We start from the raw sequence: 25471 nt of genomic DNA on the forward strand, positions 1-25471 counted from the left end.
CAAGACTATGGCGGTTTCGTTCGGTTATGCCCCGTTTGGGAGTCGGATTCGCCGGACCGTGCACCGTTCAACCGTTCGGCGTGGCGCGACGGGCCACCCGTCGGAACGCGGCGGGGCGGTGGCAGGGCGCCGGCGGGGCGCCGCCCGGGCGGCGACAGAGCGGCGACAGAGCGGCGAAGGGCCGCGACCCGGGCGGTGGCGGGCTGTGACGGGGCCGCGGGCCCGGGAGGGTGACGGGGCGCCTGCGGCGGGGGGCGCGGAGCAGCGGCGGAACGGCTTGCGGGCGGCCGTGGGGCGCGCCCCGGCCGCGCGCTACTCGCCGTGCGGCCGCCGGGAGAGCAGCCACGGCTCGACCAGTCCGAGCCCCCGCACCGGGCGGCGCCACATCGGCTGCAGATTGAACCGGTGCCCCGCGTCCGGCAGCGGACCGTACGGCCCGTGCTGCCCGGCGGGCGGCAGCCCCGCGGCCAGCGACAGCGCGTCGGCCAGCCCCGACGCGTCCTCCCCGGCCGGCGCGACCCTGCCGTACTGCTCCAGCGCGGCCGCGAACTCGCCGTCGATCAGCACCGCGTCCTTGGGCGCGATCGAGGTGAGCCGGCTGGCCAGGTTCACCGTGGTGCCGAACACGTCGCCCATCCGTGAGGTGACCGTGCCGAAGGCCATCCCGACCCGCAGGGCGGGGATGCTGTCGTCCTCGGCCAGCGCCTCGATCAGGCTGAGCGCGATCCCGGCGGCGATCACCGGGTCCTCCGAGACGAAGAGGATCTCGTCGCCGAGCGTCTTGATCACCCGGCCGCCCCGGCCGACGATCAGGTCCGAACAGGTGTTCTCGAAGGTCTCGACCAGCTCGCCGAGCTCCTCCTCCTCCAGCCGCCGGGACAGCCGGGTGAAGCCGACCAGGTCGGCGAAGCCCACCGCGAGCCGGCCGCTGGTGATCTCGTTGTCCTCGGCGGCCTGCACCACCCGGCCGGTGACGGCGGCCAGCTGCCGCCGCCAGACGTACACCAGGAACTGCTCCAGCTCCGGCAGCAGCAGCTCGACCAGCGGATAGGCGACATCGGCGCGGGTGAGACCGGGCTCGACCGACTGGGTGAGGTTCTCCAGGAAGGTGTCCATCTGCCAGCCCGCGAGCCGGGCCGTGGTCTGCCCGGTGGAGCGGGCCACCTGGATCGCCATCGACTCGCTCAGCAGGCCCGACTCGACCAGGCCCGCGAGCCGGCGCAGGGCGATCACATCGCCGTCGGTCAGGGCCCGGGACTGGCCGATGTCCGGGAAGCCCATCGCCCGCCAGAAGCGGGTGGCCAGTTCCATCGGGACGTCGGCGGCCCGCGCGGCCTGGTACGGGGTGTAGCGGCGTGGCGCGTCGAGGATCAGGCGTTCGAGGTCGAGGGCGACGGTCTGGTCGTCGGAGCCCGCCGGGCCGCCGTTGCCGTCGGCGCCGTCGCCGCCGCCGTTGCTGCCGTCCTCTGCCACCGGTCCGTCCCCGTGCGGTCGCCGCACTCGCCTCGTGTCGTGCCAGTGCGGGCGCGGCCGCCCGTTCGGGCAGTGGCGCGCCTCACACTGCTGCCAGGTGGAATGTTCGCACGGAATCGCGCGATCCGGGGCATCCGCCCGAGTCAAGGGGAGGTAAGGGGAGGCACTGTGACCCGCCCGGCGCACGGCGCGCGACCCGTCCGGCGCAGGGCCCGGCGGCGGGCCCCGCGCACGCCCCCGCCGCCGTCGCACCGCGCCGCCCCGGCCGTACTGCCGGTCGTACCACCGGCCGTACTACCGCCCGAGCCACCGGCCGTCGCGCGGCTCCGGCCGCACATGGACGACGTCCCCCGCGCCGACCGCCTGCCGGCCACCGTCCGGGGTGCGGACCACCAGCCGCCCGGCCCCGTCCACCGCGACCGCCTCGCCGACCAGCTCACGGTCACCGGGCAGCAGCACCTTCACCGGCCGGCCCAGCGTGGTGCAGCGCTGCGCGTACGCGCGCAGTAGGCCGCTGGTGTGCGGGTCCCCGCCGGCGGCCGTCCACTCCCCGTAGAGCTCCGCGAACTCGCGCAGCAGCGCGCGCAGCAGGGTGGGCCGGTCGGTGACGGCGGCGCCGGCCAGGGCGAGCGAGGCGGCGGTGGGGACGGGCAGTTCGGCGGCCCGCAGCGACACGTTGAGGCCCAGTCCGGCGACCACCGCCCCGCCGCCCAGCTCCGTCAGGATCCCGCCGATCTTGCGCTCCGCGCCGTCGACCTCCACCTGCAGGTCATTGGGCCACTTCAGGCCGACCTCGACCTCGGCCACCCGGCTCAGGGTGCTCGCGGCGGCGACGCCGACCAGGATCGGCAACCAGCCGTACCGTTCGACGGGTACCTCGTCCGGGCGAAGCAGCAGGGAGAGGAAGAGGCCGGAGCGGGCGGGCGCGGTCCACTGCCGTTCCAGCCGGCCGCGGCCGGAGCTCTGCGACTCGGCGAGCAGCACCGCGCCCTGCGGGGCGCCCGCCCGGGCCCGGGCGGCGAGGTCGGTGTTGGTGGAGCCGGTCTCCTCGACGACGTCCAGCGAGGTCCAGAGCCCACCGGGGCGCACCAGGTCCCGGCGGAGCGTGGCGGCGTCCAGCGGCGGGCGGTCCAGGTCGGTCCACGGCGACGGTCCGGCGTGGCCGAGGCCGCGCAGTCCACTGCGGCGGGGAGTGTCGGAGGTCATGCAACTCACCCTAGAGTCCGTCGTCGAACCCGCGCCCGCGGACGGGAGGTCGCACGCCGTCCCATCGTCTCCCAGAACGGGCGCCGACGACACTGTGTCGCTGACCATAACCGCCGGACATTACGTCGGGCCCTCGGCCCTGGCTACGCTACCCAACGGTAGTTCGTTGTGCCGCCCTGCACCCCTCGTCCGCGCCGCCCCCACCCGGCCCGCGCCACCGAAAACAGGTCGCGGCCCAGGATCAGGGAGAGCCACCGGAATGACCGAGGCGTCGCACGACCCGCACACCACCGCCGGCAAGCTCGCCGACCTCCGGCGAAGGATCGACGAGGCGGTGCACTCCGGCTCCGCCAAGGCGGTCGAGAAGCAGCACGCCAAGGGCAAGCTGACGGCCCGCGAGCGCGTCGTCGAGCTGCTGGACGAGGACTCCTTCGTCGAGTTCGACGAGTTCGCGCGGCACCGTTCGATCAACTTCGGCCAGGAGAAGAACCGGCCGTACGGCGACGGCGTGGTCACCGGCTACGGCACCGTGGACGGCCGTCAGGTCGCGGTCTTCGCCCAGGACTTCACGGTCTTCGGCGGCTCGCTCGGCGAGGTCTTCGGCGAGAAGATCGTCAAGGTCATGGACTTCGCGCTGAAGACCGGCTGCCCGGTCATCGGCATCAACGACTCCGGTGGCGCCCGGATCCAGGAAGGCGTCGTCTCGCTCGGCCTGTACGGCGAGATCTTCCGCCGCAATGTGCACGCCTCCGGGGTGATCCCGCAGATCTCGCTGATCATGGGCCCCTGCGCGGGCGGCGCGGTCTACTCCCCCGCGATCACCGACTTCGTGGTGATGGCCGACCGGACCTCGCACATGTTCATCACCGGCCCCGACGTGATCAAGACCGTCACCGGCGAGGACGTCGGCATGGAGGAGCTGGGCGGCGCGCGCACCCACAACACCAAGTCCGGCAACGCGCACTACCTGGCGGCGGACGAGAAGGAGGCGATCGAGTACGTCAAGAGCCTGCTCTCGTACCTGCCCTCCAACAACCTCTCCGACCCGCCGGCCTTCCCGGAGGAGGCGGACCTGTCCGTCACCGACGAGGACCTCGAACTCGACACCCTGGTGCCGGACTCGGCGAACCAGCCGTACGACATGCACCACGTGATCGAGCACGTCCTCGACGACGGCGAGTTCCTGGAGACCCAGCCGCTCTACGCCGGCAACATCATCACCGGCTTCGGCCGGGTCGAGGGCCACCCGGTCGGCATCGTCGGCAACCAGCCGATGGACCTGGCGGGCTGCCTGGACATCGCCGCCAGCGAGAAGGCCGCGCGGTTCATCCGCACCTGCGACTCCTTCAACGTCCCCGTGATCACCTTCGTCGACGTGCCCGGCTTCCTGCCCGGTACCGAGCAGGAGTGGGACGGCATCATCCGCCGCGGCGCCAAGCTGATCTTCGCCTACGCCGAGGCGACCGTCCCGCTGATCACCGTGATCACCCGCAAGGCCTTCGGCGGCGCGTACGACGTCATGGGCTCCAAGCACCTCGGCGCCGACCTCAACCTGGCCTGGCCGACCGCGCAGATCGCCGTGATGGGCGCCCAGGGCGCGGTCAACATCCTCCACCGGCGGGAGATCGCCGAGGCCACCGCGGCCGGCCTCGCCGACGAGAAGCGGGCCGAGCTGATCGCCTCCTACGAGGACACCCTGCTCAACCCCTACCTGGCAGCCGAGCGCGGCTACGTGGACGCGGTCATCGCGCCCAGCGAGACCCGCCGGCACATCGTCCGCGGACTGCGCGCGCTGCGCGGCAAGCGCGAGGTGCTGCCCCCGAAGAAGCACGGCAACATCCCGCTGTAGTGGCTCCTCCCCGGAGGATCGCGAGAGGATTGAGCATGGCCCCGATCCATGTGCTGCACGGGCAGCCGACCCCCGAGGAGCTGGCCACCGTCCTGGCGGTGGTCCAGTCCCGGGCCGCCGCCGCGCAGGCCGCCGCCGAGGCGGCCCGCCGCGCGGGCGCCGGCCCGGACTCCGCCTGGAACGACCGCGCGCGCCGGCTGCGCGCGACCCCGCGCACCGGCGTCAACGCCTGGCGCACCTCCGGCTGGGCCGGTTAGGACCGCTCGGCCACTGCCGTCCCCCCGGTGCCGCCGCGTCGGCGCCGGGGGGACGGAGCGGGAACGGGAACGACCGCTCCCGGGCCGTTTCCCCCGTGGGCGCACTTCGCAAAGTCCCTGAGAACTTTGCAAAGTGGGCACTTTGCAAAGTGCGGCGGGAAGGAGCACCCCGAGCGGAGCCCGGATTGCCCGAAAGCTGAGTACGGATACTCAGGCGCCCCGCAGACCCGGGGGCGCACCCTGGAACGATGCTCTGGTCAGACCCCCGCGACGAGCCCTCCCCGGAAGCCCGGCGCATGCAGCGGCGGTTGCACCGGGCCGGTCATGTGCTCGCCGTCCTCGCCCTGGTCATCGCCGTCCTGCTGATGGTCTGACGACCGCGGAACGACCGCCCCGGGCCGCCCTCTACCCTGGTGGCATGACCGACCGTCGCTCCCTCGTGCTCGCCTCCGCCTCCCCCGCCCGGCTCGGGCTGCTGCGTCAGGCGGGCCTCGACCCGCACGTGGTGGTCAGCGGTGTCGACGAGGACGCCCTCACCGCCGCCACCCCCGCCGAACTCGCGCTCGTGCTCGCCGAGGCCAAGGCCAAGGCCGTCGCCGCCACCCTCACCGAGGGCGAGCTGGTCATCGGCTGCGACTCGGTGCTGGAACTGGACGGCCAGGCCCTGGGCAAGCCGGCCGACGAGGCCGAGGCGCTGGCCCGCTGGCAGGCCATGCGCGGCCGGTCCGGCGTGCTGCGCACCGGCCACTGCGTGATCGACACCGCGACCGGCCGGCAGGCCTCCTCCACCGCCTCCACCACCGTGCGCTTCGGCACCCCGGACGACGCCGAGATCGCCGCGTACATCGCGACCGGCGAGCCGCTGCACGTGGCCGGGGCGTTCACCCTGGACGGCCGTTCGGCCCCGTTCGTCGAGGGCATCGACGGCGACCCGGGCAATGTCATCGGGCTCTCGCTGCCGCTGCTGCGCGGGCTGCTCAGCGAACTCGGCGTGCGGATCACCGATCTCTGGGTCTGACGGGGCGACCGACCCGCGTCCGCGCGACGAACCCGCGCACGCCCCGGGCCCCGTACCCACACCGGGCCCCGCACCCACACCCGACCCTGCGCGTACGACAGGCCCGCGCGCACTGCGGGACCGGTCGCGGCGGGGCTCCGCCCACGCACCGGGAGCCGGCCACCGGAGCGCTGCAGAAGCGCCGCCGGGGCGTCGCCCACGCGCCAAAGAGCGGCACAATTGTCGCCATCCCGCCCGCCGGCAATCCGATCTGATGCACGCTAGAGGAGCGCCCGGACGGCGCCGACGCTCCAAAACGACGGGGGAGATGGCGAGCGGATGACCGACAGTCTGCTCAACGTCGTGCTGGGCCTGGTGGCCAGCGCGATCAGTGCCGTCCTCGGCTGGCTCGGTCAGAGCCTGCGCCGAAGACGCCGGCTGGAACGGACCAGGGACTTCCTCGGCCTGCCGGCCGGCAGCGAGTGCCTGATCGTGGTCAACCGCAGCATCGGCACCGGCGCGCACCCCCGGACGGTCACCCGGCGCGACGCCTACGCGCTGATGGAACTGGCCGCCCTGGTGAAGGAGTGCGGTGCGCACACCGACCTGGTCGCGCACGACGCCGCCCCGCGCGGCCTGGGCGCCAAGACCGAGTTCTGCTTCGGCGGCCCGGTCTCCAACGAGCGGATGGCCGCCCACCTCGCCTGGGGCCTGCCGGGGGTCGCGATCTCCAACGACCGGGCGGCGCCGGACAACACCATCACCGTCGGCGGCCGGTCGTACGCCGCCGACCTCCAGGCCGGGGAGTACGTCCTGCTCGCCCGGCTGGCCACGCCCGGGCCCGGCCGCCCGGTCTTCCTGATCTCCGGCCAGACCGGTGTCGCCAACCACGCCGGCGTCCGCCACCTGGTCGCCCACCACCGCCGGCTGGTCCGCCGGTACGGCACGGACGGCACCTTCGCCCTGCTGCTGAAGGTGGTCAACCCGGGCGCCTACGGCCCGGACGTGGTCGAGCAGATCGCCGACGTCACCGCCCTGGCCCTGGAGCGCGCGCCGACCCCGCCGGGCGGTCCGGACACCACCGCCGGAACCACTCCCGGCCCGGCCCCCGCGTCCGCCCCCATTCCTTGAACGGCACGCGCACCGACGGCCGGTGCCACCTGGCCCACCGGACCCACCGCGCCGCCACGCCGCCCCGTCACCGAGCGCAGTCGCCGCACCACCCAGGCCGCATGCGCCATCACCTGCACATACTCCCGTCGGGCCGCCCACCACCCGCCCGGGCGCATCACCCTCTGTGTGGGATAGTTCACAACCTGGGGCTACTCGCCGGTACTGCCCAGGAATCCATAAACTCAACGAGGTTCAAGAAGGGAGCCACAGTGCGCAAGGTGCTCATCGCCAACCGCGGGGAAATCGCTGTCCGCGTCGCCCGGGCCTGCTCGGACGCCGGTATCGCCAGCGTCGCCGTCTACGCCGAGCCGGACCGGGATGCGCTGCACGTCCGCGCGGCCGACGAGGCTTATGCGCTGGGCGGCGACACCCCCGGCACCAGCTACCTGGACATCGCCAAGGTCCTCCAGGCCGCCGCCGACTCGGGTGCGGACGCCGTCCACCCCGGCTACGGCTTCCTGTCGGAGAATGCCGAGTTCGCCCAGGCCGTCCTCGACGCGGGCCTCACCTGGATCGGCCCGCCCCCGCAGGCCATCCGCGACCTGGGTGACAAGGTGACCGCCCGGCACGTGGCGCAGCGCGCCGGTGCCCCGCTGGTCGCCGGCACGCCGGACCCGGTCACGGGTGCCGACGAGATCGTCGCCTTCGCCCGGGAGCACGGCCTGCCGGTCGCCATCAAGGCGGCCTTCGGCGGCGGCGGTCGCGGCCTGAAGGTCGCCCGCAACCTGGAGGAGATCCCGGAGCTGTACGACTCGGCGGTCCGGGAGGCGGTCGCCGCCTTCGGTCGCGGCGAGTGCTTCGTCGAGCGCTACCTGGACAACCCGCGGCACGTGGAGACGCAGTGCCTCGCGGACAAGCACGGCAACGTGGTGGTCGTGTCCACCCGTGACTGCTCGCTGCAGCGCCGGCACCAGAAGCTGGTCGAGGAGGCGCCCGCGCCGTTCCTGACCCCCGAGCAGAACGCCGAGCTGTACCGGGCGTCGAAGGCCATCCTCAAGGAGGCCGGCTACGAGGGTGCCGGCACCTGCGAGTTCCTGGTGGCGGTGGACGGCACGATCTCCTTCCTGGAGGTCAACACCCGTCTGCAGGTGGAGCACCCGGTCACCGAGGAGGTCACCGGGATCGACCTGGTCCGGGAGATGTTCCGGATCGCGGACGGCGAGGAGCTCGGTTACGGCGACCCGGAGGTGCGTGGCCACTCCTTCGAGTTCCGTATCAACGGCGAGGACCCGGGCCGCAACTTCCTGCCGGCGCCGGGCACGGTGACGCTGTTCGCGCCGCCGTCGGGTCCGGGTGTCCGGCTGGACTCGGGTGTGGAGACCGGTTCGGTCATCGGCCCCGCCTGGGACTCGCTGCTGGCCAAGCTGATCGTGTCCGGCCGGGACCGCAAGCAGGCGCTGGAGCGGGCGCGGCGCGCGCTGGCCGAGTTCAGGGTCGAGGGCATGGCGACGGCCATCCCGTTCCACCAGGCGGTCGTGACCGACCCGGCGTTCGCGCCCGAGGTGCACGGCGGCGAGGGGCCGTTCACGGTCTACACCCGGTGGATCGAGACCGACTTCGAGAACACGATTCCCGCGTTCGCCGGTGCGGCCGGCGAGGGCGAGGAGGCGGAGGGCCGGGAGACCGTGGTCGTCGAGGTCGGCGGCAAGCGGATCGAGGTCTCGCTGCCGTCCTCGCTGGGTGTCGCCGCCGCTCCGGCGGCCGGTTCGGGGGCCGCCAAGGCCAAGCGCCGGGTCGGCGCCAAGAAGGCCGGGTCGGCGGTCAGCGGTGACACGCTGGCCTCGCCGATGCAGGGCACCATCGTGAAGGTCGCGGTGGAGGAGGGTCAGGTCGTCGCCGAGGGCGAGCTGATCGTCGTCCTGGAGGCGATGAAGATGGAGCAGCCGCTGAACGCGCACAAGGCGGGCACGATCGTCGGCCTCAAGGCCGAGGTGGGTGCGAGCGTCTCCAGCGGCGCGGCGCTCTGCGAGATCAAGGACTGAGTCGGGGCCCCATCGGGCACTGACGGGTCCGCCGCCGGTCCGTACACCTCCGGGTGTGCGGACCGGTCACGTTTCGGCGGTGACGCGGTGCCGCGTCGGTGCGGAGACGCGGCGGTACGGCGACACGTTGGTACGGCGACGCGGCGCTACGGTGACACGGCGCCGCGCCGGTGCCGCCCCCGCCGCACGGGCCTCAGCGCCCGCGCGGCAGGCCCAGCTCGGCGAGCCTGGCCGGCAGCGGTCCACCGGGCCCGCCGGGACCGCCGTGGGTGCCGGGCCGACGCTGGCCGGGCAGCGGGGCCCCGCCGGGCGGCGGCGCGCTGCGGCGGGCCAGCGGGCCGGGCTGGGTCTGGTGGACGGGGCCGCTGCCGGTGCCGTGGACCGGGGCGTCCCCGGGCGGCGGGGCACCGAGCGGGGCGAGGTCGATCTGCACCCCGCAGTCGGCGAGCGCGTCCAGCTCGCGGGCGGTGGCGTCGTCCGCGGCGGCGTGCTCGTCGGTGACCAGCCGGGTGATGGTCTCGGTGGGGACGGTCTGGAACATGGTGTCCGCGCCGAGCTTGGTGTGGTCGGCGAGGATGATCACCTCGGCGGCCGACTGCACCAGTGCCCGGTCCACGCTCGCGGAGAGCATGTTCGTGGTCGAGAGTCCGCGTTCGGCGGTGAGCCCGCTGCCCGAGACGAAGGCCTTGGTGACCCGCAGCCCGTGCAGCGACTGCTCGGCACCGCTGCCGACCAGGGCGTAGTTGGAACCGCGCAGGGTGCCTCCGGTCATCACCACCTCGACCCGGTTGGCGTGCGCCAGTGCCTGGGCGACGAGGAGGGAGTTGGTGACCACCGTCAGCCCGGGCACCCGGGCGAGGCGGCGGGCGAGTTCCTGGGTGGTGGTGCCTGCGCCGACCACCACGGCGTCGCCTTCCTCCACCAGTCCGGCGGCGAGATCGGCGATGGCGCTCTTCTCGGCGGCGGAGAGGTGGGTCTTCTGCGGATAGCCGGGTTCGCGGCTGAAGCCGCCGGGGAGCACCGCGCCGCCGTGCCGGCGGTCGAGGAGCCCTTCTGCCTCCAGGGCCCGTACGTCGCGGCGTACGGTCACTTCGGAGGTCTGGACGACGCGGGCCAACTCCCGGAGCGAGACGGCTCCGTTGGCGCGCACCATTTCGAGGATCAACTGGCGACGTTCTGCTGCAAACACAGAACCGACGGTAACCTGCGTGACCGTCTGCTTTCAGGCGTTTGCTGCTAGTAGCGGGAATTGCTCACGCCGGAGCGGCGCGTGACCGTACAATTCGCGCCGCCGGTACGCCGGGACTGCGCCCGCCGTCCGAGTGACACTCCGGGACGCGCGAAGGGCGGCCGCCGATCGGCGACCGCCCTCAACTGGGCACCCGAGGCTCAGGATTCGCCCGCGTCGCGCTTGCGGATGTGGAGCTGGCGGGCGGCCTCGGCGGTGGAGCCGGAGACCGACGGGTAGACGGTGAAGGCGCTGGCCACCTGTTCGACCGTCAGATTGGCGTCCACCGCGAGCGCGATCGGGTGGATCAGTTCGCTGGCCCGCGGGGCGACGACCACACCGCCGACCACGATGCCGGTGCCGGGGCGGCAGAACAGCTTCACGAAGCCGTCCCGGATGCCCTGCATCTTGGCGCGCGGGTTGCCGCGCAGCGGGAGCTTGACCTCGACCGCGTCCATCTTGCCGCACTTCACGTCGGCCGCGGTGTAGCCGACGGTGGCGATCTCGGGGTCGGTGAAGACGTTGGAGGCCACGGTCTTGAGGTTCAGCGGCTGCACCGCGTCGCCGAGCGCGTGGTACATCGCGATCCGGCCCTGCATGGCGGCGACCGAGGCGAGCATGAAGACGCCGGTGCAGTCGCCGGCGGCGTAGACGCCGGGGGCGGTGGTGCGGGAGACCCGGTCGACCTGGATCTGGCCCCAGTCGTTGAGCTTGACCCCGGCCTCCTCCAGGCCCATCCCGGCGGTGTTCGGGATCGAGCCGACCGCCATCAGGCAGTGGGTGCCCTCGATCACCGTGCCGTCGGAGAGGGTGACCTCGACCGTGTCGCCGATCCGCTTGACCGTCTCGGCGCGGGAGCGGCTCATGACGTTCATGCCGCGGCGGCGGAAGACCTCCTCCAGCACCTCGGCGGCGTCCGGGTCCTCGCCCGGCAGCACCCGGTCGCGCGAGGAGACCAGGGTGACCTTGGAGCCGAGCGCCTGGTAGGCGCCGGCGAACTCGGCGCCGGTGACGCCGGAGCCGACGACGACCAGCTCGCGCGGCAGCTCGTCCAGGTCGTACACCTGGGTCCAGGTGAGGATCCGCTCGCCGTCCGGCTGGGCGTCCGGGAGTTCGCGCGGGTGGGCGCCGGTGGCGATCAGCACCGCGTCGGCGCGCACGGACTGCACGCTGCCGTCGGGGGCGTCGACCAGTACCTCGCGGGAGCCGTCCGCCGCCTGCCCGCCGGTGCCCAGCCGGCCGCGGCCGCGCAGCACGGTGACGCCGGCGCGGGTGACGGACTGGGTGATGTCGTGGGACTGCGCGATCGCGAGCCGCTTCACCCGGCGGTTGACCTTGCCGAGGTCGACGCCGACGACCCGGGCCGGGGAGTCGATGTGGGGGGTGTCGTCGGCGACGATGATGCCCAGCTCCTCGTACGAGCTGTCGAAGGTCGTCATCACCTCCGCCGTCGCGATCAGCGTCTTCGACGGCACGCAGTCCGTGAGCACCGCCGATCCGCCCAGGCCGTCGCGGTCGACGACGGTCACCTCCGCGCCGAGCTGGGCCGCGACGAGCGCCGCCTCGTAGCCGCCTGGTCCGCCACCGATGATCACGATCCGAGTCACGTCACCCATTGTCCCGCACGCCGGGAGGACTGCCACGCCGGGGTCGGGGCTTCTGTCGGATCGGCCGGTGAACGTAGGCTTCGCCCCATGCCCCTTTACGCCGCGTATGCCACCAACCTCGATGCCCGGCAGATGACCCGCCGCGCCCCGCACTCGCCACTGCGCGGCACGGGCTGGCTGTCCGGCTGGCGGCTGACCTTCGGCGGCGAGCACCTCGGCTGGGAGGGCTCGCTGGCCACCGTGGTGGAGGACGAGAAGGACCAGGTCTTCGTCTCGCTGTACGACGTGGCACCGATGGACGAGGAGGGTCTGGACCGCTGGGAGGGCGTCCAGCTCGGCATCTACCGCAAGACCAGGCTCCGGGCGCAGACCCTGGACGGCGACGTGCCGGTCTGGACGTACGTGCTCAACGACTACGAGGGCGGCCTGCCGGCGGCCCGCTACCTGGGCCTGATCGCGGACGCGGCGGAGAGCGCCGGGGCCCCGGACGACTACGTGCTGGACCTGCGCCGCCGTCCCTGCTGAGACCTCTTTGGAGGTTGCTCCGGGTCGCGGCGCGATTCCGCCGCCCCGGAGCTGTACGTTCACGCCATCCGGGTAACGATCCGGCACGTCGTACCAGGATTTTCTACGCGCGTAGCCATTTCCCGTCTATCCTCGGACGTGTGAACGCATCTCCTCAGTCGGTCGTCTCCGCCGACCCCTACGCCGCCGCCCAGGCCGCCGCCGAGCGCCTGCGCGAGCTGACCGGTGCCGAGCGCCACGACGTCGCCCTGGTGATGGGCTCCGGCTGGGTGCCGGCCGCCGACGCCCTCGGCGAGACCGTGGCGGAGTTCCCGGTCACCGACCTCCCGGGCTTCCCCGCCCCCGCCGTGGCCGGTCACGCCGGCACGATCCGCTCGGTGCGGATCGCTGAGAAGCGGGCCCTGATCTTCCTGGGCCGCAACCACTACTACGAGGGCCACGGCGTCGCGACCGTCGTCCACGGCGTGCGCACCGCCGCCGCGGCCGGCTGCGGGACCATCGTGCTGACCAACGGCTGCGGCGGTCTGCGCCCGACCTGGGTCCCCGGTCAGCCGGTCCTGATCAGCGACCACATCAACCTGACGGCGGACTCGCCGATCGTCGGCGCCAACTTCGTCGACCTCACCGACCTCTACTCCAAGCGGCTGCGCGAGCTCTGCCGCGAGGTGGACCCGACCCTCGACGAGGCCGTCTACGTCCAGTTCCGCGGCCCGCACTACGAGACCCCGGCCGAGGTGCACATGGCCCGGGTGATCGGCGGCGAGCTGGTCGGCATGTCCACCACCCTGGAGGCCATCGCCGCCCGCGAGGCCGGCGCCGAGGTGCTGGGCATCTCCCTGGTCACCAACCTGGCCGCCGGCATGACCGGCGAGCCGCTCAACCACGCCGAGGTGCTGGAGGCCGGCAAGGCCTCCGCCGAGCGGATGGGCGCGCTGCTGGCCAAGGTCCTCGAGCGGATCTGACGCCGGGGGCGACAGCGGTATGAACGACGGGGCCCGCGGACGGGCGTGATCCGGTGATCACAGCCGCCCGCGGGCCCCGTCCGCGTGCCCGGGCCCGACACGCCGCCGCCCGGGGGCGCCGGACGCCGCGTCCCGCCGCCGGCGGGCCGTACGTTTCGTCCCGCACCCCCCGCACCCTGCATCCCGCCCCCCTGCATCGCACCGCCCGCCCGTCCGTCCGATCCACCACGTCCCGTCCCGCGCCCGGCGTCCCCGTCCGAGGACGCCCCGCGGCACCCTCCGGCCACCGCCGGCCGGCCCGACCGAGACCCACCGGGCCCGGCCCGGCCCGGCCCGGAGCAACCTCCCGGCCGACCACCGACGCACTTCCCGATGGAGCTGCAGCCATGACGCAGGCAACCACCACCGACCTCCTCGCCCGGGCCCGCACCTGGCTCGCCGAGGACCCGGACCCGCAGACCCGCGAGGAGCTCGCCGCGCTGCTCGCCGACGCCGAGACCCCGGACGCCGACGCCAACGCCAAGCTCGCCTGGTCCGAGCTGGCCGACCGCTTCGCCGACCGCCTCCAGTTCGGCACCGCCGGCCTGCGCGGCGAGCTCGGCGCCGGGCCGATGCGGATGAACCGCGCCGTGGTGATCCGGGCCGCCGCCGGCCTGGTCGCCTACGTCAAGCGGCAGGGCCTCGGCGACCTGGTCGTGATCGGCTACGACGCCCGCCACAAGTCCTACGACTTCGCCCGCGACACCGCCGCCGTGGTGGTCGGCGCCGGCCTGCGCGCGCTGCTGTTCCCGCGCCCGCTGCCCACCCCGGTGCTCGCCTTCGCGGTCCGCCACCTCGGTGCCGCCGCCGGAGTGACCGTCACCGCCAGTCACAACCCGCCGCAGGACAACGGCTACAAGGTCTACCTGGGCGACGGCTCGCAGATCGTGCCGCCGGCGGACGCGGGCATCGCCGCCGAGATCGACGCGATCGGCTCCCTCACCGAGGTCCCGCTCGCCGCGGACGGCTGGGAGACGGTGGACGAGTCCGTCGTCGAGGCCTACCTCGACCGCGCCGCGTCGATCGTCGACCCGCACAGCCCGCGGGAACTCGACGTCGTCTACACCCCGATGCACGGCGTCGGGCGCGACACCTTCCTGGCCGCGATGGACCGGGCCGGCTTCCCGGCGCCCACCGTGGTCGCCGAGCAGGCCGAGCCGGACCCGGACTTCCCGACCGTCGCCTTCCCCAACCCGGAGGAGCCGGGGGCGATGGACCTCGCCTTCCGCACCGCCGCCGCGGCCGGCCCGGACCTCGTCATCGCCAACGACCCGGACGCCGACCGGTGCGCGGTGGCCGTCCCGGCCGACGGCGCGGACGGCTGGCGGATGCTGCGCGGCGACGAGGTCGGCGCGCTGCTGGGCGCGGCGCTGGTCTCCAAGCGGGCCGCCGGCACCTTCGCCACCACCATCGTCTCCTCCACCCTGCTCGGCCGGATCGCCGAGGCCGCCGGGCTCGGCTACACCGAGACCCTCACCGGCTTCAAGTGGATCTCCCGCGCCGAGGGCCTGCGCTACGGCTACGAGGAGGCGCTCGGCTACTGCGTCGACCCGCAGGGCGTTCGCGACAAGGACGGCATCACCGCCGCCCTGCTGGTCGCCGAACTCGCCGCCACCCTCAAGCGCTCCGGCCGCACCCTGGCCGACCTGCTGGACGACCTGGCGCTGGAGCACGGTCTGCACGCCACCGACCAGCTGTCCGTCCGGGTCGAGGACCTCTCGCTCATCGCCGACGCCATGCGCACCCTGCGCGAGCGGCCGCCGACGACCCTGGCCGGGCTCACCGTGACCCGCGCCGACGACCTCGCCGCCGGGTCCGCCGAGCTGCCGCCGACCGACGGCCTGCGCTACTACCTGGCGGGCGACGCCGTCCGCTCGGCGCGGATCGTGGTCCGCCCCTCGGGCACCGAGCCCAAGCTGAAGTGCTACCTGGAGGTCGTCCTCCCGGTCGCCTCGGCCGCCGACCTCGCGGACGCCCGCGTCCGGGCCGCCGGGCTGCTCGCCACGATCAAGCAGGACCTCGCGGCCGCCGCCGGCATCTCCGGCTGACAGCGGCGGGACGACACAGGGCCCGCCGGCGGTGCCGGCGGGCCCTGCTCGTGCGCCGGAAGCCGGTCAGACCGCGATCACGGTGATCAGGGCGATCAGGCCGGCCACGGTGGGGGCGATGATCCACCAGCACCAGCGGACCTCGACCGGCCCGGCCGCGCCGGGGCGGGAGGCGTTGCGCTCGGCCATGTCCTGGAGGACGCCGACCACCTGGTCGGACCAGGCCCGGTTCGGGTCCGTGGAGCCCTGGACCCCGGCCCCGGACGGGGTGCCGCCCGCGCCGAAGACCATGCCCAGCCGGGAGCTGTGCGTCTGGCCGCCGCGCTCGCGGGCCCGGGCGGCGCGCTTGCGCTGGCGCAGCGACACCGGCACCGCCCACACCTGGTACTTGTTGCCCTCGGCGAGGAGTTCGACCGAGTACCCGGCGCGCAGCGCGTCCACGGCGGCCCAGGGCGCGGTGATCGTGCGCAGCGGGTTGCGGACGACCAGGCGGCGCTCGTCGGCCCGGACGGCCGGGCGCAGGGTGTAGGCGATCACCGGGAGGACGAACACCGGGACGGCGGCGAGCGCCACCCAGGGTGTCTTGCCGCTGCCGTTGACGGCCGCGTCCCCGATCAGCCAGGCCGCGACGGCCAGCAACAGCACCCCGGAGATCACGCCGGGAACGGAGCGGTACACGCGGTCGGCGTACACGGGCTCCCCATCGGAACCGGCCGGGCCCGGTCGGGGCTCGCCGTGGGATTCGGTCATGTCGACGATTCTGCCCCATGGGCCGCGCGATCCACAGGGGTGACGGAGGGGGCGCCGGGGATCCGGAGATCTCGGTCCGGCATCGATGCGTGGCGCCCCTGGCGATTGACTACGCGCGTAGATATGCTGGTGTGGTGACTATGTCCACTCTTGCAGCCAATGCCCCCGGCGTCGCGGGCAGCGGTCTCGAGGACGTCGCGGCGTCCGAGGCCTCGCTCCGTCGCTTCCTGCACGGCCTGCCCGGTGTCGACCAGGTCGGCCTGGAGGCGCGTGCCGCCACTCTCGGTACTCGTTCGATCAAGACCACGGCCAAGGCGTACGCCATCGACCTGGCCATCTCGATGATCGACCTGACCACGCTCGAGGGCGCGGACACGGTCGGCAAGGTGCGCGCGCTGTGCACCAAGGGCAGGACCCCCGATCCCACCGACCCGACCACCCCCCGCGTCGCGGCGATCTGTGTCTACCCGGACATGGTCGCCACCGCGAAGGCGGCGCTCCGGGGCACCGACATCCAGGTCGCCTCCGTCGCCACCGCCTTCCCCGCCGGGCGCGCCGCGCTCCCGGTCAAGCTCGCCGACACCGCGGACGCGGTCGCCGCCGGCGCCGACGAGATCGACATGGTGATCGACCGGGGCGCGTTCCTCTCCGGCCGCTACCTGGACGTGTACAACGAGATCGTCGCCGTCAAGGAGGCCTGCCGCCGCCCCGACGGCAGCTCCGCCCACCTCAAGGTGATCTTCGAGACCGGCGAGCTGCAGACGTACGACAACGTGCGCCGCGTCTCCTGGCTGGCGATGCTGGCCGGCGCCGACTTCATCAAGACCTCGACCGGCAAGGTCGCCGTCAACGCGACCCCGCCCGTCACCCTGCTGATGCTGGAGGCGGTCCGCGACTTCCGCGCGGCCACCGGCGTCCAGGTCGGCGTGAAGCCCGCCGGCGGGATCAAGACCACCAAGGACGCGATGAAGTACCTGGTGATGGTCAACGAGACCCTCGGCGACGACTGGCTGAGCCCGCACTGGTTCCGCTTCGGTGCCTCCAGCCTGCTCAACGACCTGCTGATGCAGCGCCAGAAGTTGACCACCGGACGGTACTCCGGTCCCGACTACGTGACGGTGGACTGAGAATCATGGCCAAGAACACCAAGAAGACCGAAGCGCCCGCGGCCGCGCCGCAGGCCCCGGCCGAGCCGGCCGGCAAGCCGGCGGGTGGCCTCTTCGGGTACGCCCCGGCCCCCGAGTCGCCCGCCGCGGCCGGTGACATCGCCAGCTCCTACGGCCACTTCATCGGCGGCCGGTTCGTCGACTCCTCCGGCAGCGAGGCCCTGAAGACGGTCAACCCGGCCACCGAGCAGGTGCTCGCCGAGTTCGCCCGGGGCACCGCCGAGGACGTGGACCGCGCGGTCGCCGCCGCCCGGGCCGCCTTCGCCGACTGGTCGGCGCTGCCGGGCAGCGAGCGCGCCAAGTACCTGTTCCGGATCGCCCGGATCATCCAGGAGCGCAGCCGCGAGCTGGCCGTGCTGGAGTCGATCGACAACGGCAAGCCGATCCGCGAGACCCGCGACGTCGACCTGCCGCTGGTCGCCGCCCACTTCTTCTACTACGCGGGCTGGGCCGACAAGCTGGACTTCGCCGGCTACGGTCCGAACCCGAAGCCGCTGGGCGTGGCCGGCCAGGTCATCCCGTGGAACTTCCCGCTGCTGATGCTGGCGTGGAAGATCGCCCCGGCGCTGGCCACCGGCAACACGGTCGTGCTGAAGCCGGCCGAGACCACCCCGCTGACCGCGCTGCGCTTCGCCGAGATCTGCCGCCAGGCGGGCCTGCCGGACGGCGTCGTCAACATCGTCACCGGCGACGGCGGCACGGGCGCGGCGCTCACCGCGCACCCGGACGTCAACAAGGTCGCGTTCACCGGGTCCACCCCGGTCGGCCGGGCGATCGCCAAGCAGGTGGCCGGCACCCGCAAGAAGCTCTCGCTGGAGCTGGGCGGCAAGGCCGCCAACATCGTCTTCGACGACGCGCCGCTCGACCAGGCCGTCGAGGGCATCGTCAACGGCATCTTCTTCAACCAGGGCCACGTCTGCTGCGCGGGCTCGCGCCTGCTGGTCCAGGAATCGGTCCAGGACGAGCTGCTGGACGCGCTGAAGCGCCGGATGGGCACCCTGCGGGTCGGCGACCCGCTGGACAAGAACACCGACATCGGCGCGATCAACTCCGCCGAGCAGCTGGCCCGGATCACCGCGCTGACCGACGCCGGCGAGGCCGAGGGCGCCGAGCGCTGGTCGCCCGCGTGCGAGCTGCCGGGCACCGGCTTCTGGTTCAGGCCGACGCTGTTCACCGGCGTCAGCCAGGCCCACCGGATCGCCCAGGAGGAGATCTTCGGCCCGGTGCTGTCGGTGCTGACCTTCCGCACCCCCGAGGAGGCGGTCGCGAAGGCCAACAACACCCCGTACGGCCTCTCCGCCGGCATCTGGACGGAGAAGGGCTCGCGCATCCTCTGGACGGCGAGCAGGCTCAGGGCCGGCGTGGTCTGGGCCAACACCTTCAACAAGTTCGACCCGACCTCGCCGTTCGGCGGCTACAAGGAGTCGGGCTACGGCCGCGAGGGTGGCCGGCACGGTCTGGAGGCCTACCTCGATGTCTGATGTCGTGAGCCGTCTTGATGTCCTCAAGACCTACAAGCTGTACGTCGGCGGGAAGTTCCCGCGCTCCGAGAGCGGGCGGGTGTACGAGGTGACGGACGCGAAGGGCGAGTGGCTGGCCAACGCGCCGCTCGGTACCCGCAAGGACGCCCGCGACGCGGTCGTCGCCGCCCGCGCGGCGGTCAAGGGCTGGTCCGGCACCACCGCGTACAACCGCGGCCAGGTGCTGTACCGGGTCGCCGAGATGCTGCAGGGCCGGCGGGAGCAGTTCGCCGCCGAGGTGGCGCTCTCCGAGGGCGTCGGCGCGAAGAAGGCCGCCGCCCTGGTGGACGCCGCGATCGACCGCTGGGTCTGGTACGCGGGCTGGACCGACAAGGTGGCCCAGATCGCGGGCGGCGCCAACCCGGTCGCCGGTCCGTACTTCAACCTCTCCACCCCGGAGCCGACCGGCGTGGTCGGGATCGTCGCGCCGCAGGCCGGTTACGGTCACTCGCTGCTCGGCCTGGTCTCGGTGATCGCCCCGGCCGTCGCCACGGGCAACACCGTGGTGGTGGCGGCCGCGGCCGACGCGCCGCTGCCCGCGCTGTCCCTGGGCGAGGTGCTGGCCACCTCGGACGTCCCCGGCGGCGTGGTCAACATCCTGTCCGGCCGGACCGCCGACATCGCACCGACCCTGGCCTCGCACCAGGACGTCAACGCGCTGGACCTGACCGGCGCGATCGCCGCCGACGGTCCCGGCGCGGCGGGCGGCCTGGAGGCCCTGGCCGCGGATACGCTGAAGCGGGTGATTCGCCCGGAGCCGGACCCGTTCGCCCAGGACTGGACCAATGCTCCCGGAACGGACCGGCTACTCTCGTTCCTGGAGACGAAGACGGTCTGGCACCCGATGGGTATCTGACCAACGGATCCCCGGAGCTGCTACGCTCCGTGACCGCGAGTCGGTGACAACTCCACAGACTGGCCGTCCCCCGTGCCCTCACCCCCCCAGGGCCCGGACGGTCACAGGACGGACCCGCGCCTCTCCCCCCCTGGCGCGGGTCCGTCGTATTTCCCGGGCCCGTCCCGTTTCCTGGGCCCGTCCCGTTTCCTGGGCCCGTCCGAGGCCGCCGGGCCGACATCGGCAGCCTCGGCCCTCGACTTTCGTCGCGCCCGGTCGAGCCGTTCGACGCTGCCGGCGCCCGGGACGGCCCGCGCAGACTGGGGCGACACCGCGCACCGAGGGGGAGAAGGTCCATGGGAGAGCTGGCCGGCGAGCTGATGGCACTGGTCGCGGACGGGTTCCTGCGCACACTGCGGGTGGCCCGCGCCAAGCGCCGGCTGGCCGCCGGGCGCCCGGTCCGGATCCCCTGCTCGGCCCGCGCCGAAGGGCCCGACCGGCCCGACCGGCCCGGCTACGTCGCCGGGCGGCTGCGGCTCGCCCCCGGCGCTCCGGCCGCCACCTTCACCGCGCGCGACCGCGACCGGCTCGAACTGGCCGTCGGCGGCACCTTCGAGGCCCCCGAGCCGGACGCCTGGCACGACCAGGACTGGGCCGCCACCGCGTACCGGGCGCCCGGCGCCGATCACCCGGTGTACCTCCAGGTCGACAGCCGGTACCTGCCGCTGCTGCACGCCGCGCTCCTCGCTCCGGCCGCCGCGCGGACGGTGTGATCCGCGGGGTTTCGGCATCGGGCCCCGATGCGTCAGACTGGTGTCCCGTGAGTGACTCCCCGCTGAACCCTGTGCCGATAGCCCCTGCCCGGGTGGTCCTGCTGTCCGGGCCCTCCGGCTCCGGGAAGTCCTCGCTCGCCGAGCGCAGCGGCCTGCCCGTGCTCCAGCTCGACGACTTCTACAAGGACGGCGACGACCCCAGCCTCCCCCTGCTGCCTGACGGCTCGGTGGACTGGGACTCCCCGCTGGCCTGGCACCGCGACCAGGCCCTGGCGGCCATCCGCGCCCTGTGCGACACGGGCAGGGCCGAGGTGCCGGTGTACTCGATCCCGGACAACGGCCGGGTCTCCACCAGGGTGCTGGAGCTCGATGGGGCCGCCGCGTTCGTCGCCGAGGGCATCTTCGCGGCCGAGATCACGTCCGACTGCGCCGCCGCGGAGCTGCTGGGCGACGCGCTGTGCCTGCGCAACGGCGCGCTCACGACCGCCTGGTGGCGGCTGCGCCGGGACGTCCGCGAGGGCCGCAAGTCGCTGCCCGTGCTGGTGCGGCGCGGCTGGCGGCTGATGCGGGCGGAGCGGGGCATCATCGGCCGCCAGGTCGCGCTGGGCGCGCGTCCGTGCGCCGGGCCCGAGGCCGAGCGGCGGATCCGCGCGGCGGCCCGGGCCGGGGAGCTCTCGGCGGTCTGAACGGCGGCCCGAAGCGACGCACGAAGCGACGGCCCGGCGCAGCGGCCAGGAACGGCGGCACGAACGGCGCGGTGCGCCGGGCACGGGGAACGGCGGGCCCGGTGCGTCTCCCCCGCACCGGGCCCGCCGCCTTCCCCGGACGGTCACGGTTCCCCCCGACGCCGCCGCTCCCCCGAGCCGGCGCCGCCTGGACCGTGTCCGTCCTGCTACCCGTCCCCCGACGGGAGTCCTGTCCCGGTCGCGTTACGCGACCAGCTCGCCGAACGCCCGGACCGTGTCGCCCGAGGTGTTCAGCTGCTCGTCGTCGCGCAGCCGGCGCAGCGCGCGCCAGATGCTGCTCTTGACGGTGCCGACGCTGATGCCGAGCACGTCGGCGATCTCCGGGTCGGTCTTGCCCTCGTAGTAGCGGAGCACCAGCATGGTCCGCTGGTTCTCCGGCAGCTTGGCCAGCGCCTGCCAGAGCACGGCGCGCAGCTCGGTGCCGCCCATCGCGTCGGTGTCGCCGACCGTCTCCGGCAGCTCCTCGGTCGGGTACTCGTTGACCTTGCGGCGGCGCCAGGCGGAGATGTGCAGGTTGGTCATGGTGCGGCGGAGGTAGCCCCCCACCGCGGCCTTGTCGGTGATCCGGCCCCAGGCCCGGTAGGTGCTGAAGAGCGCGCTCTGCAGCAGGTCCTCGGCCTGGTGGCGGTCACCGGTGAGGTGGTAGGCGGTGGCGTAGAGGGAGGCGCGGCGCTCACGCACGTATGCGGTGAACTCCGTGATGTGGTCCTCCGTGGCCGCCGGGCGCTCCCCCTGCGCCGCGGTGAACGCCGCCCCGGCCGCCGCCCGCTCGGTGGTGCGGGCCGCCGCGGGGTTCAGCCGCAGCAGCGTCGCACCGGCGGCCTCGCGGCCGGCCGACTCCCCCGAGTCGGCCTTCCGCAGGCCGGTTCCCCCGATGCCCCGGTTCCCCGCCGGGGCGTCCGCGCCCTCGACGCGGACGGGGAGGATCCCCCGCAGCGTCAAGGTCGCGGCGGAGTCGGCCGCGTTCCCCCGGTGGCCGATCCCGTACAGCTCCCCCGTCCTGCCGCCGCCGCTCACCCGGCGGACGACAGTGCTCGCACCGGTGCTGTGTGCGCACCCCCGTGCGATCACGGCACCCGAGGTCTCCTCGCCCCCCGTCTCGAACCGGCTCCGGTGGGCGGTCGCTGACGAACGCGCGGTCCGGACGGCCGGGTTGGTCCGGGTCTGAAGCGTGGCGTTCATCGTGCGCCCCCTCGGGTTCGGTACGAGCGTTCCGTTGCCGCCGTCCAGTGGGCCGATTGGCCCGCTGTCCTGCGGCGACATGGAAAATCCTGCCCGCCGGTTGTGATGGCGCTGTCCGTCGACTGTCACAGGGCTGTCACAGGGCCGGGGCTTTCGTCCCGAGTGCTGTCCCGCCGTTGACGGACGCCGGTAGCGGGCGTTCCGGTTCCCGCCCGCGCGGCGGGTGGGGCGGGTGCGGCCCCCGGGCGGACGGTAGGGGGTGATTCACCGCTCCGGGTGAGCCAGAATGAGGCCGTGCCATTCCTCCTTCTGATCGAGGACGACGACGCCATCCGCACCGGCCTCGAACTCGCCCTCACCCGCCAGGGCCACCGCGTGGCCACCGCCGCGTCCGGCGAGGACGGCCTGAGGCTCTTCAAGGAGCAGCGGCCGGACCTCATCGTGCTGGACGTCATGCTGCCCGGAATCGACGGCTTCGAAGTGTGCCGCCGGATCCGCCGCACCGACCAACTGCCGATCGTCCTGCTCACCGCCCGGTCCGACGACATCGACGTCGTGGTCGGCCTGGAGTCGGGCGCGGACGACTACGTCGTCAAGCCGGTACAGCCCCGCGTCCTGGACGCCCGGATCCGGGCCGTGCTGCGGCGCGGCGAGCGGGAGAGCTCCGACTCGTCGGTGTACGGGACCGTGGTGATCGACCGGGCGGCGATGACGGTCACCAAGGACGGCGCGGACCTCCAGCTCACCCCGACCGAGCTGCGGCTGCTGCTGGAGCTCAGCCGGCGGCCCGGCCAGGCCCTGTCCCGGCAGCAACTGCTGCGCCTGGTCTGGGAGCACGACTACCTCGGCGACTCCCGGCTGGTGGACGCCTGTGTGCAGCGGCTGCGGGCCAAGGTCGAGGACGTGCCCTCGGCGCCGACGCTGATCCGCACGGTGCGCGGGGTCGGCTACCGGCTGGACCCGCCGGCGTGACCGGCCCGGCCGGCGCGCCGGCCCACCTCCGTCCGACGCCGGCGATATCCCGCCGCGCGCGCTGCTGACCTCCGTAATGACAGGCTCCTGTGACTGACCAACAGACGACGGCCCGGTTCTCCTCGGGCCCGTGGCGCCGGCTGCGCTCGCTGCGCGTGCGGCTGATCGCGGTGTTCGCCGCGGTCGCGCTGCTCACCGCCGTCTCGGCGTCCGGCATCGCGTACTGGCTCAACCGCGACGCGGTGCTGAAGCGGGCCCAGGACACCGCGCTCAACGACTTCCGGGTCTCGCTCAGCCGCAATGTGTCGAACCTGCCGCTGAACGCCACCTGCGAGGACCTGAACGCGCTCGCGAGCACCGTCGCCAGCTCCGGCCTCAGTTACGACGTGGTGGTGGCCGATCCGGTGCTGCCGGACTGCGTCGCCTCGTCCAGCCCGGCGCAGTACACGGTCGCCAGTGTGCCGACCGCGCTGCGGACGGCGGTCGGCAAGCCGCGCGAACTCACCGAGTCCAACCGGTACACCTACCACCTGTACTGGCAGCGGCAGAACCTCGACGGGCGGCCGTTCGTCATCGGCGGCACCAAGGTGGTGACGACCGGTCCGACCGCGTACATGTTCAAGTCGCTGGAGAACGAGCGGGCCGACCTGAACACGCTCGGCTGGTCGCTGGCGATCGCCACCCTGCTGGCGCTGATCGGCTCGGCGCTGCTGGCGCAGGCCGCGTCGGCGACGGTGCTGCGGCCGGTCAAGCGGCTGGGCGACGCGGCCCGGCGGCTCGGCGAGGGCCATCTGGACACCCGGCTGGAGGTCGAGGGTTCGGACGAACTCGCCGATCTGGCGCGGACCTTCAACCGGACCGCGGAGTCGCTGCACGGGCAGGTCGAGGAACTGAGCGCGCGCGAGGCGCAGAGCCGGCGGTTCGTCGCCGACATGTCGCACGAGCTGCGCACCCCGCTGACCGCGATGACCGCCGTGACGGACATCCTGGAGGACGAGGCGGAGTCGCTGGACCCGATGATCGAGCCGGCCGTACGCCTGGTGGTCAGCGAGACCCGGCGGCTCTCCGACCTGGTGGAGAACCTCATGGAGGTGACCCGCTTCGACGCGGGCACCGCCAGGCTCGTCGCCGACGAGGTGGACATCGCCGACCTGCTCATGTCCTGCATCGACGGCCGGGCCTGGTACGACGCGGTCGAGCTGGACGCCCCGCGCGGCATCCTGGCGGTGGTCGACCCGCGCCGGCTGGACGTCGTCTTCGCCAACCTGATCGGCAACGCGCTCAAGCACGGCGGCTCGCCGGTGCGGGTGCGGGTGCGCGAGGAGGGGGACACGGTGGTCGTCGCGGTGTCGGACAGCGGCCCCGGCATCCCGGAGGACGTGCTGCCGCACGTCTTCGACCGCTTCTACAAGGCCGACAAGGGGCGGGCGCGCTCGGAGGGCAGCGGCCTGGGCCTGTCCATCGCGATGGCCAACGCGCAGATCCACGGGGGGTCCATCACGGCCGCGAACGGCGAGGTGGGGGCGGTGTTCACGCTGACCCTGCCGCTGACCCAGCCGCCTCCGCCGCCGTCCGACGACACCGCCGAGGAGAGTGCCCGGTGACCCGAGGAGCGAGCCCGCTGCGGCGCCCGTTCGCCGCCGCCGCGCTGGTGGGGCTGGCCTTGCTGGCCGCCGGCTGCGGCATCCGTCCGACGGCCGTCCCGGTCGACGCGGGTGCGCCGGCCAGCCGGACGGCCTGTCCGACGGTGGCGCGGATACCCACGGCCCCGAGCACGCCGTCCGGGGTGGTCGGCGGCCCGCCGCAGGCCGCGTCGGCGCACGGCGCGCCGCCGGCTGCCGCGCCCTCGCCCGCGGCCACCGCCCCGGTGCGCGCGACCCCGACGGGCGGCTCGTCGGCGGCGGCGCCCTCGCCCGCCGGGGTGTCTCCGGCGGCCCCGACGGGGCCGGTGACGCCGACGGGTCCGGCGGACAACGTGTTCGGCGCGCTGCCGTCGCCCTCCGCCTCGACCACGGCGCCGCCCTGCCGGTAGGGGCGGTCGCCGGTGGGGGGCGGTGCGGACCGGCGGGGACCGGTCGCCGGTCCGTCCGGGAGGGCCGCCCGGGAGGGCCGCCCGGGGGCTCACCCGGCGGTTCCGCCGGGTGCGGGGGGCGGGGCCCCCGGCGTGCGACGCAAAGTTCC

The 25471-nt window shown here is 73.8% G+C and carries 23 protein-coding genes; 17 read left to right on the forward strand and 6 right to left on the reverse strand.

Features of this window, described 5'->3' with window-relative positions:
* Positions 1 to 312: 312 nt before the first annotated feature.
* Together SM793_RS26565 and SM793_RS26570 are read right to left on the reverse strand one after the other, a co-directional pair.
* A complete protein-coding gene (locus SM793_RS26565) occupies positions 313 to 1473 on the reverse strand; it encodes an adenylate/guanylate cyclase domain-containing protein (protein WP_320440805.1) in 1161 nt (386 codons plus the stop codon).
* 294 nt (positions 1474 to 1767) lie between these two features.
* A complete protein-coding gene (locus SM793_RS26570; RefSeq protein WP_320440806.1) occupies positions 1768 to 2679 on the reverse strand; it encodes a biotin--[acetyl-CoA-carboxylase] ligase in 912 nt (303 codons plus the stop codon).
* Between the two features lie 259 nt (positions 2680 to 2938).
* Here SM793_RS26570 and SM793_RS26575 point away from each other — a divergent pair, with 259 nt between their 5' ends.
* From SM793_RS26575 to SM793_RS26600, 6 genes are all read left to right on the forward strand, one after another.
* The gene (locus SM793_RS26575; RefSeq protein ID WP_320440807.1) at positions 2939 to 4528 is read left to right on the forward strand and encodes an acyl-CoA carboxylase subunit beta; all 1590 of its coding nucleotides are present in this window, start codon (positions 2939 to 2941) and stop codon (positions 4526 to 4528) included.
* Between the two features lie 35 nt (positions 4529 to 4563).
* Positions 4564 to 4785, forward strand: a complete 222-nt coding sequence (locus SM793_RS26580; protein WP_320440808.1) for an acyl-CoA carboxylase subunit epsilon — start codon at positions 4564 to 4566, stop codon at positions 4783 to 4785.
* 248 nt (positions 4786 to 5033) lie between these two features.
* Positions 5034 to 5159: a morphogenic membrane protein MmpB gene (mmpB, locus tag SM793_RS26585; RefSeq protein WP_255360215.1), complete on the forward strand. Its 126-nt coding sequence runs from the start codon at positions 5034 to 5036 to the stop codon at positions 5157 to 5159.
* A gap of 44 nt (positions 5160 to 5203) precedes the next feature.
* Positions 5204 to 5803 (forward strand): nucleoside triphosphate pyrophosphatase, encoded by a 600-nt coding sequence (locus SM793_RS26590; protein WP_320440809.1) that lies wholly within the window; start codon positions 5204 to 5206, stop codon positions 5801 to 5803.
* Between the two features lie 318 nt (positions 5804 to 6121).
* The gene (locus SM793_RS26595) at positions 6122 to 6913 is read left to right on the forward strand and encodes a hypothetical protein (protein WP_320440810.1); all 792 of its coding nucleotides are present in this window, start codon (positions 6122 to 6124) and stop codon (positions 6911 to 6913) included.
* Positions 6914 to 7164: 251 nt separating this feature from the next.
* Positions 7165 to 8937 carry an acetyl/propionyl/methylcrotonyl-CoA carboxylase subunit alpha gene (locus SM793_RS26600; protein WP_320440811.1) on the forward strand — a complete coding sequence of 591 codons (1773 nt, stop codon included), beginning with the start codon at positions 7165 to 7167 and terminating at the stop codon, positions 8935 to 8937.
* A gap of 193 nt (positions 8938 to 9130) precedes the next feature.
* On the opposite strand, the gene SM793_RS26605 is transcribed toward SM793_RS26600, so the two are convergent.
* Both SM793_RS26605 and SM793_RS26610 read right to left on the reverse strand, forming a co-directional pair.
* Entirely contained in the window at positions 9131 to 10090 is a 960-nt protein-coding gene (locus SM793_RS26605) for a DeoR/GlpR family DNA-binding transcription regulator (RefSeq protein WP_413816037.1), read from the reverse strand.
* 236 nt (positions 10091 to 10326) lie between these two features.
* A complete protein-coding gene (locus tag SM793_RS26610) occupies positions 10327 to 11781 on the reverse strand; it encodes an NAD(P)H-quinone dehydrogenase (protein ID WP_320440813.1) in 1455 nt (484 codons plus the stop codon).
* A gap of 78 nt (positions 11782 to 11859) precedes the next feature.
* Between SM793_RS26610 and SM793_RS26615 the strand changes: the two genes are divergently transcribed.
* From SM793_RS26615 to SM793_RS26625, 3 genes are all read left to right on the forward strand, one after another.
* Positions 11860 to 12297, forward strand: coding sequence for a gamma-glutamylcyclotransferase (locus SM793_RS26615; protein ID WP_030300634.1), 438 nt, complete (start codon positions 11860 to 11862; stop codon positions 12295 to 12297).
* Between the two features lie 140 nt (positions 12298 to 12437).
* The gene (locus tag SM793_RS26620; protein WP_320440814.1) at positions 12438 to 13259 is read left to right on the forward strand and encodes a purine-nucleoside phosphorylase; all 822 of its coding nucleotides are present in this window, start codon (positions 12438 to 12440) and stop codon (positions 13257 to 13259) included.
* Between the two features lie 386 nt (positions 13260 to 13645).
* Positions 13646 to 15346, forward strand: coding sequence for a phospho-sugar mutase (locus SM793_RS26625; RefSeq protein ID WP_320440815.1), 1701 nt, complete (start codon positions 13646 to 13648; stop codon positions 15344 to 15346).
* A 66-nt stretch (positions 15347 to 15412) separates the two neighbouring features.
* Here SM793_RS26625 and SM793_RS26630 read toward each other — a convergent pair whose 3' ends face one another.
* The gene (locus SM793_RS26630; protein WP_320440816.1) at positions 15413 to 16096 is read right to left on the reverse strand and encodes a PH domain-containing protein; all 684 of its coding nucleotides are present in this window, start codon (positions 16094 to 16096) and stop codon (positions 15413 to 15415) included.
* A gap of 140 nt (positions 16097 to 16236) precedes the next feature.
* On the opposite strand from SM793_RS26630, the gene deoC reads away from it, so the two are divergent.
* The 5 genes from deoC (at position 16237) to SM793_RS26655 (ending at position 21076) form a co-directional block, all read left to right on the forward strand.
* Complete coding sequence (deoC, locus tag SM793_RS26635; protein WP_266269793.1) at positions 16237 to 17223, forward strand: deoxyribose-phosphate aldolase; 987 nt, start codon at positions 16237 to 16239, stop codon at positions 17221 to 17223.
* A 5-nt stretch (positions 17224 to 17228) separates the two neighbouring features.
* Complete coding sequence (locus tag SM793_RS26640) at positions 17229 to 18743, forward strand: aldehyde dehydrogenase family protein (RefSeq protein WP_320440817.1); 1515 nt, start codon at positions 17229 to 17231, stop codon at positions 18741 to 18743.
* Entirely contained in the window at positions 18736 to 19638 is a 903-nt protein-coding gene (locus tag SM793_RS26645; RefSeq protein ID WP_320440818.1) for an aldehyde dehydrogenase family protein, read from the forward strand. The genes SM793_RS26640 and SM793_RS26645 overlap by 8 nt, the downstream gene beginning before the upstream one ends.
* A gap of 335 nt (positions 19639 to 19973) precedes the next feature.
* Positions 19974 to 20390 carry a hypothetical protein gene (locus tag SM793_RS26650; protein WP_320440819.1) on the forward strand — a complete coding sequence of 139 codons (417 nt, stop codon included), beginning with the start codon at positions 19974 to 19976 and terminating at the stop codon, positions 20388 to 20390.
* A gap of 47 nt (positions 20391 to 20437) precedes the next feature.
* On the forward strand, positions 20438 to 21076 hold the full coding sequence (locus SM793_RS26655; RefSeq protein WP_320440820.1) for an ATP-binding protein: 639 nt from the start codon (positions 20438 to 20440) through the stop codon (positions 21074 to 21076).
* Between the two features lie 243 nt (positions 21077 to 21319).
* Here the strand turns inward: SM793_RS26655 and SM793_RS26660 are convergent, their stop codons facing one another.
* The gene (locus tag SM793_RS26660) at positions 21320 to 22012 is read right to left on the reverse strand and encodes a SigE family RNA polymerase sigma factor (protein WP_413816038.1); all 693 of its coding nucleotides are present in this window, start codon (positions 22010 to 22012) and stop codon (positions 21320 to 21322) included.
* 600 nt (positions 22013 to 22612) lie between these two features.
* Here SM793_RS26660 and SM793_RS26665 point away from each other — a divergent pair.
* The 3 genes from SM793_RS26665 (at position 22613) to SM793_RS26675 (ending at position 25322) form a co-directional block, all read left to right on the forward strand.
* A complete protein-coding gene (locus SM793_RS26665) occupies positions 22613 to 23290 on the forward strand; it encodes a response regulator transcription factor (protein ID WP_045938110.1) in 678 nt (225 codons plus the stop codon).
* 89 nt (positions 23291 to 23379) lie between these two features.
* On the forward strand, positions 23380 to 24894 hold the full coding sequence (locus SM793_RS26670; protein ID WP_320440821.1) for a HAMP domain-containing sensor histidine kinase: 1515 nt from the start codon (positions 23380 to 23382) through the stop codon (positions 24892 to 24894).
* Positions 24891 to 25322 carry a hypothetical protein gene (locus tag SM793_RS26675; protein ID WP_320440822.1) on the forward strand — a complete coding sequence of 144 codons (432 nt, stop codon included), beginning with the start codon at positions 24891 to 24893 and terminating at the stop codon, positions 25320 to 25322. Before SM793_RS26670 ends, SM793_RS26675 begins: the two co-directional genes overlap by 4 nt.
* The last annotated feature ends 149 nt before the right edge of the window (positions 25323 to 25471 follow it).

The sequence above is a fragment of the Kitasatospora purpeofusca genome (genome assembly GCF_034043715.1).
Classification (GTDB): domain Bacteria; phylum Actinomycetota; class Actinomycetes; order Streptomycetales; family Streptomycetaceae; genus Kitasatospora; species Kitasatospora purpeofusca_A.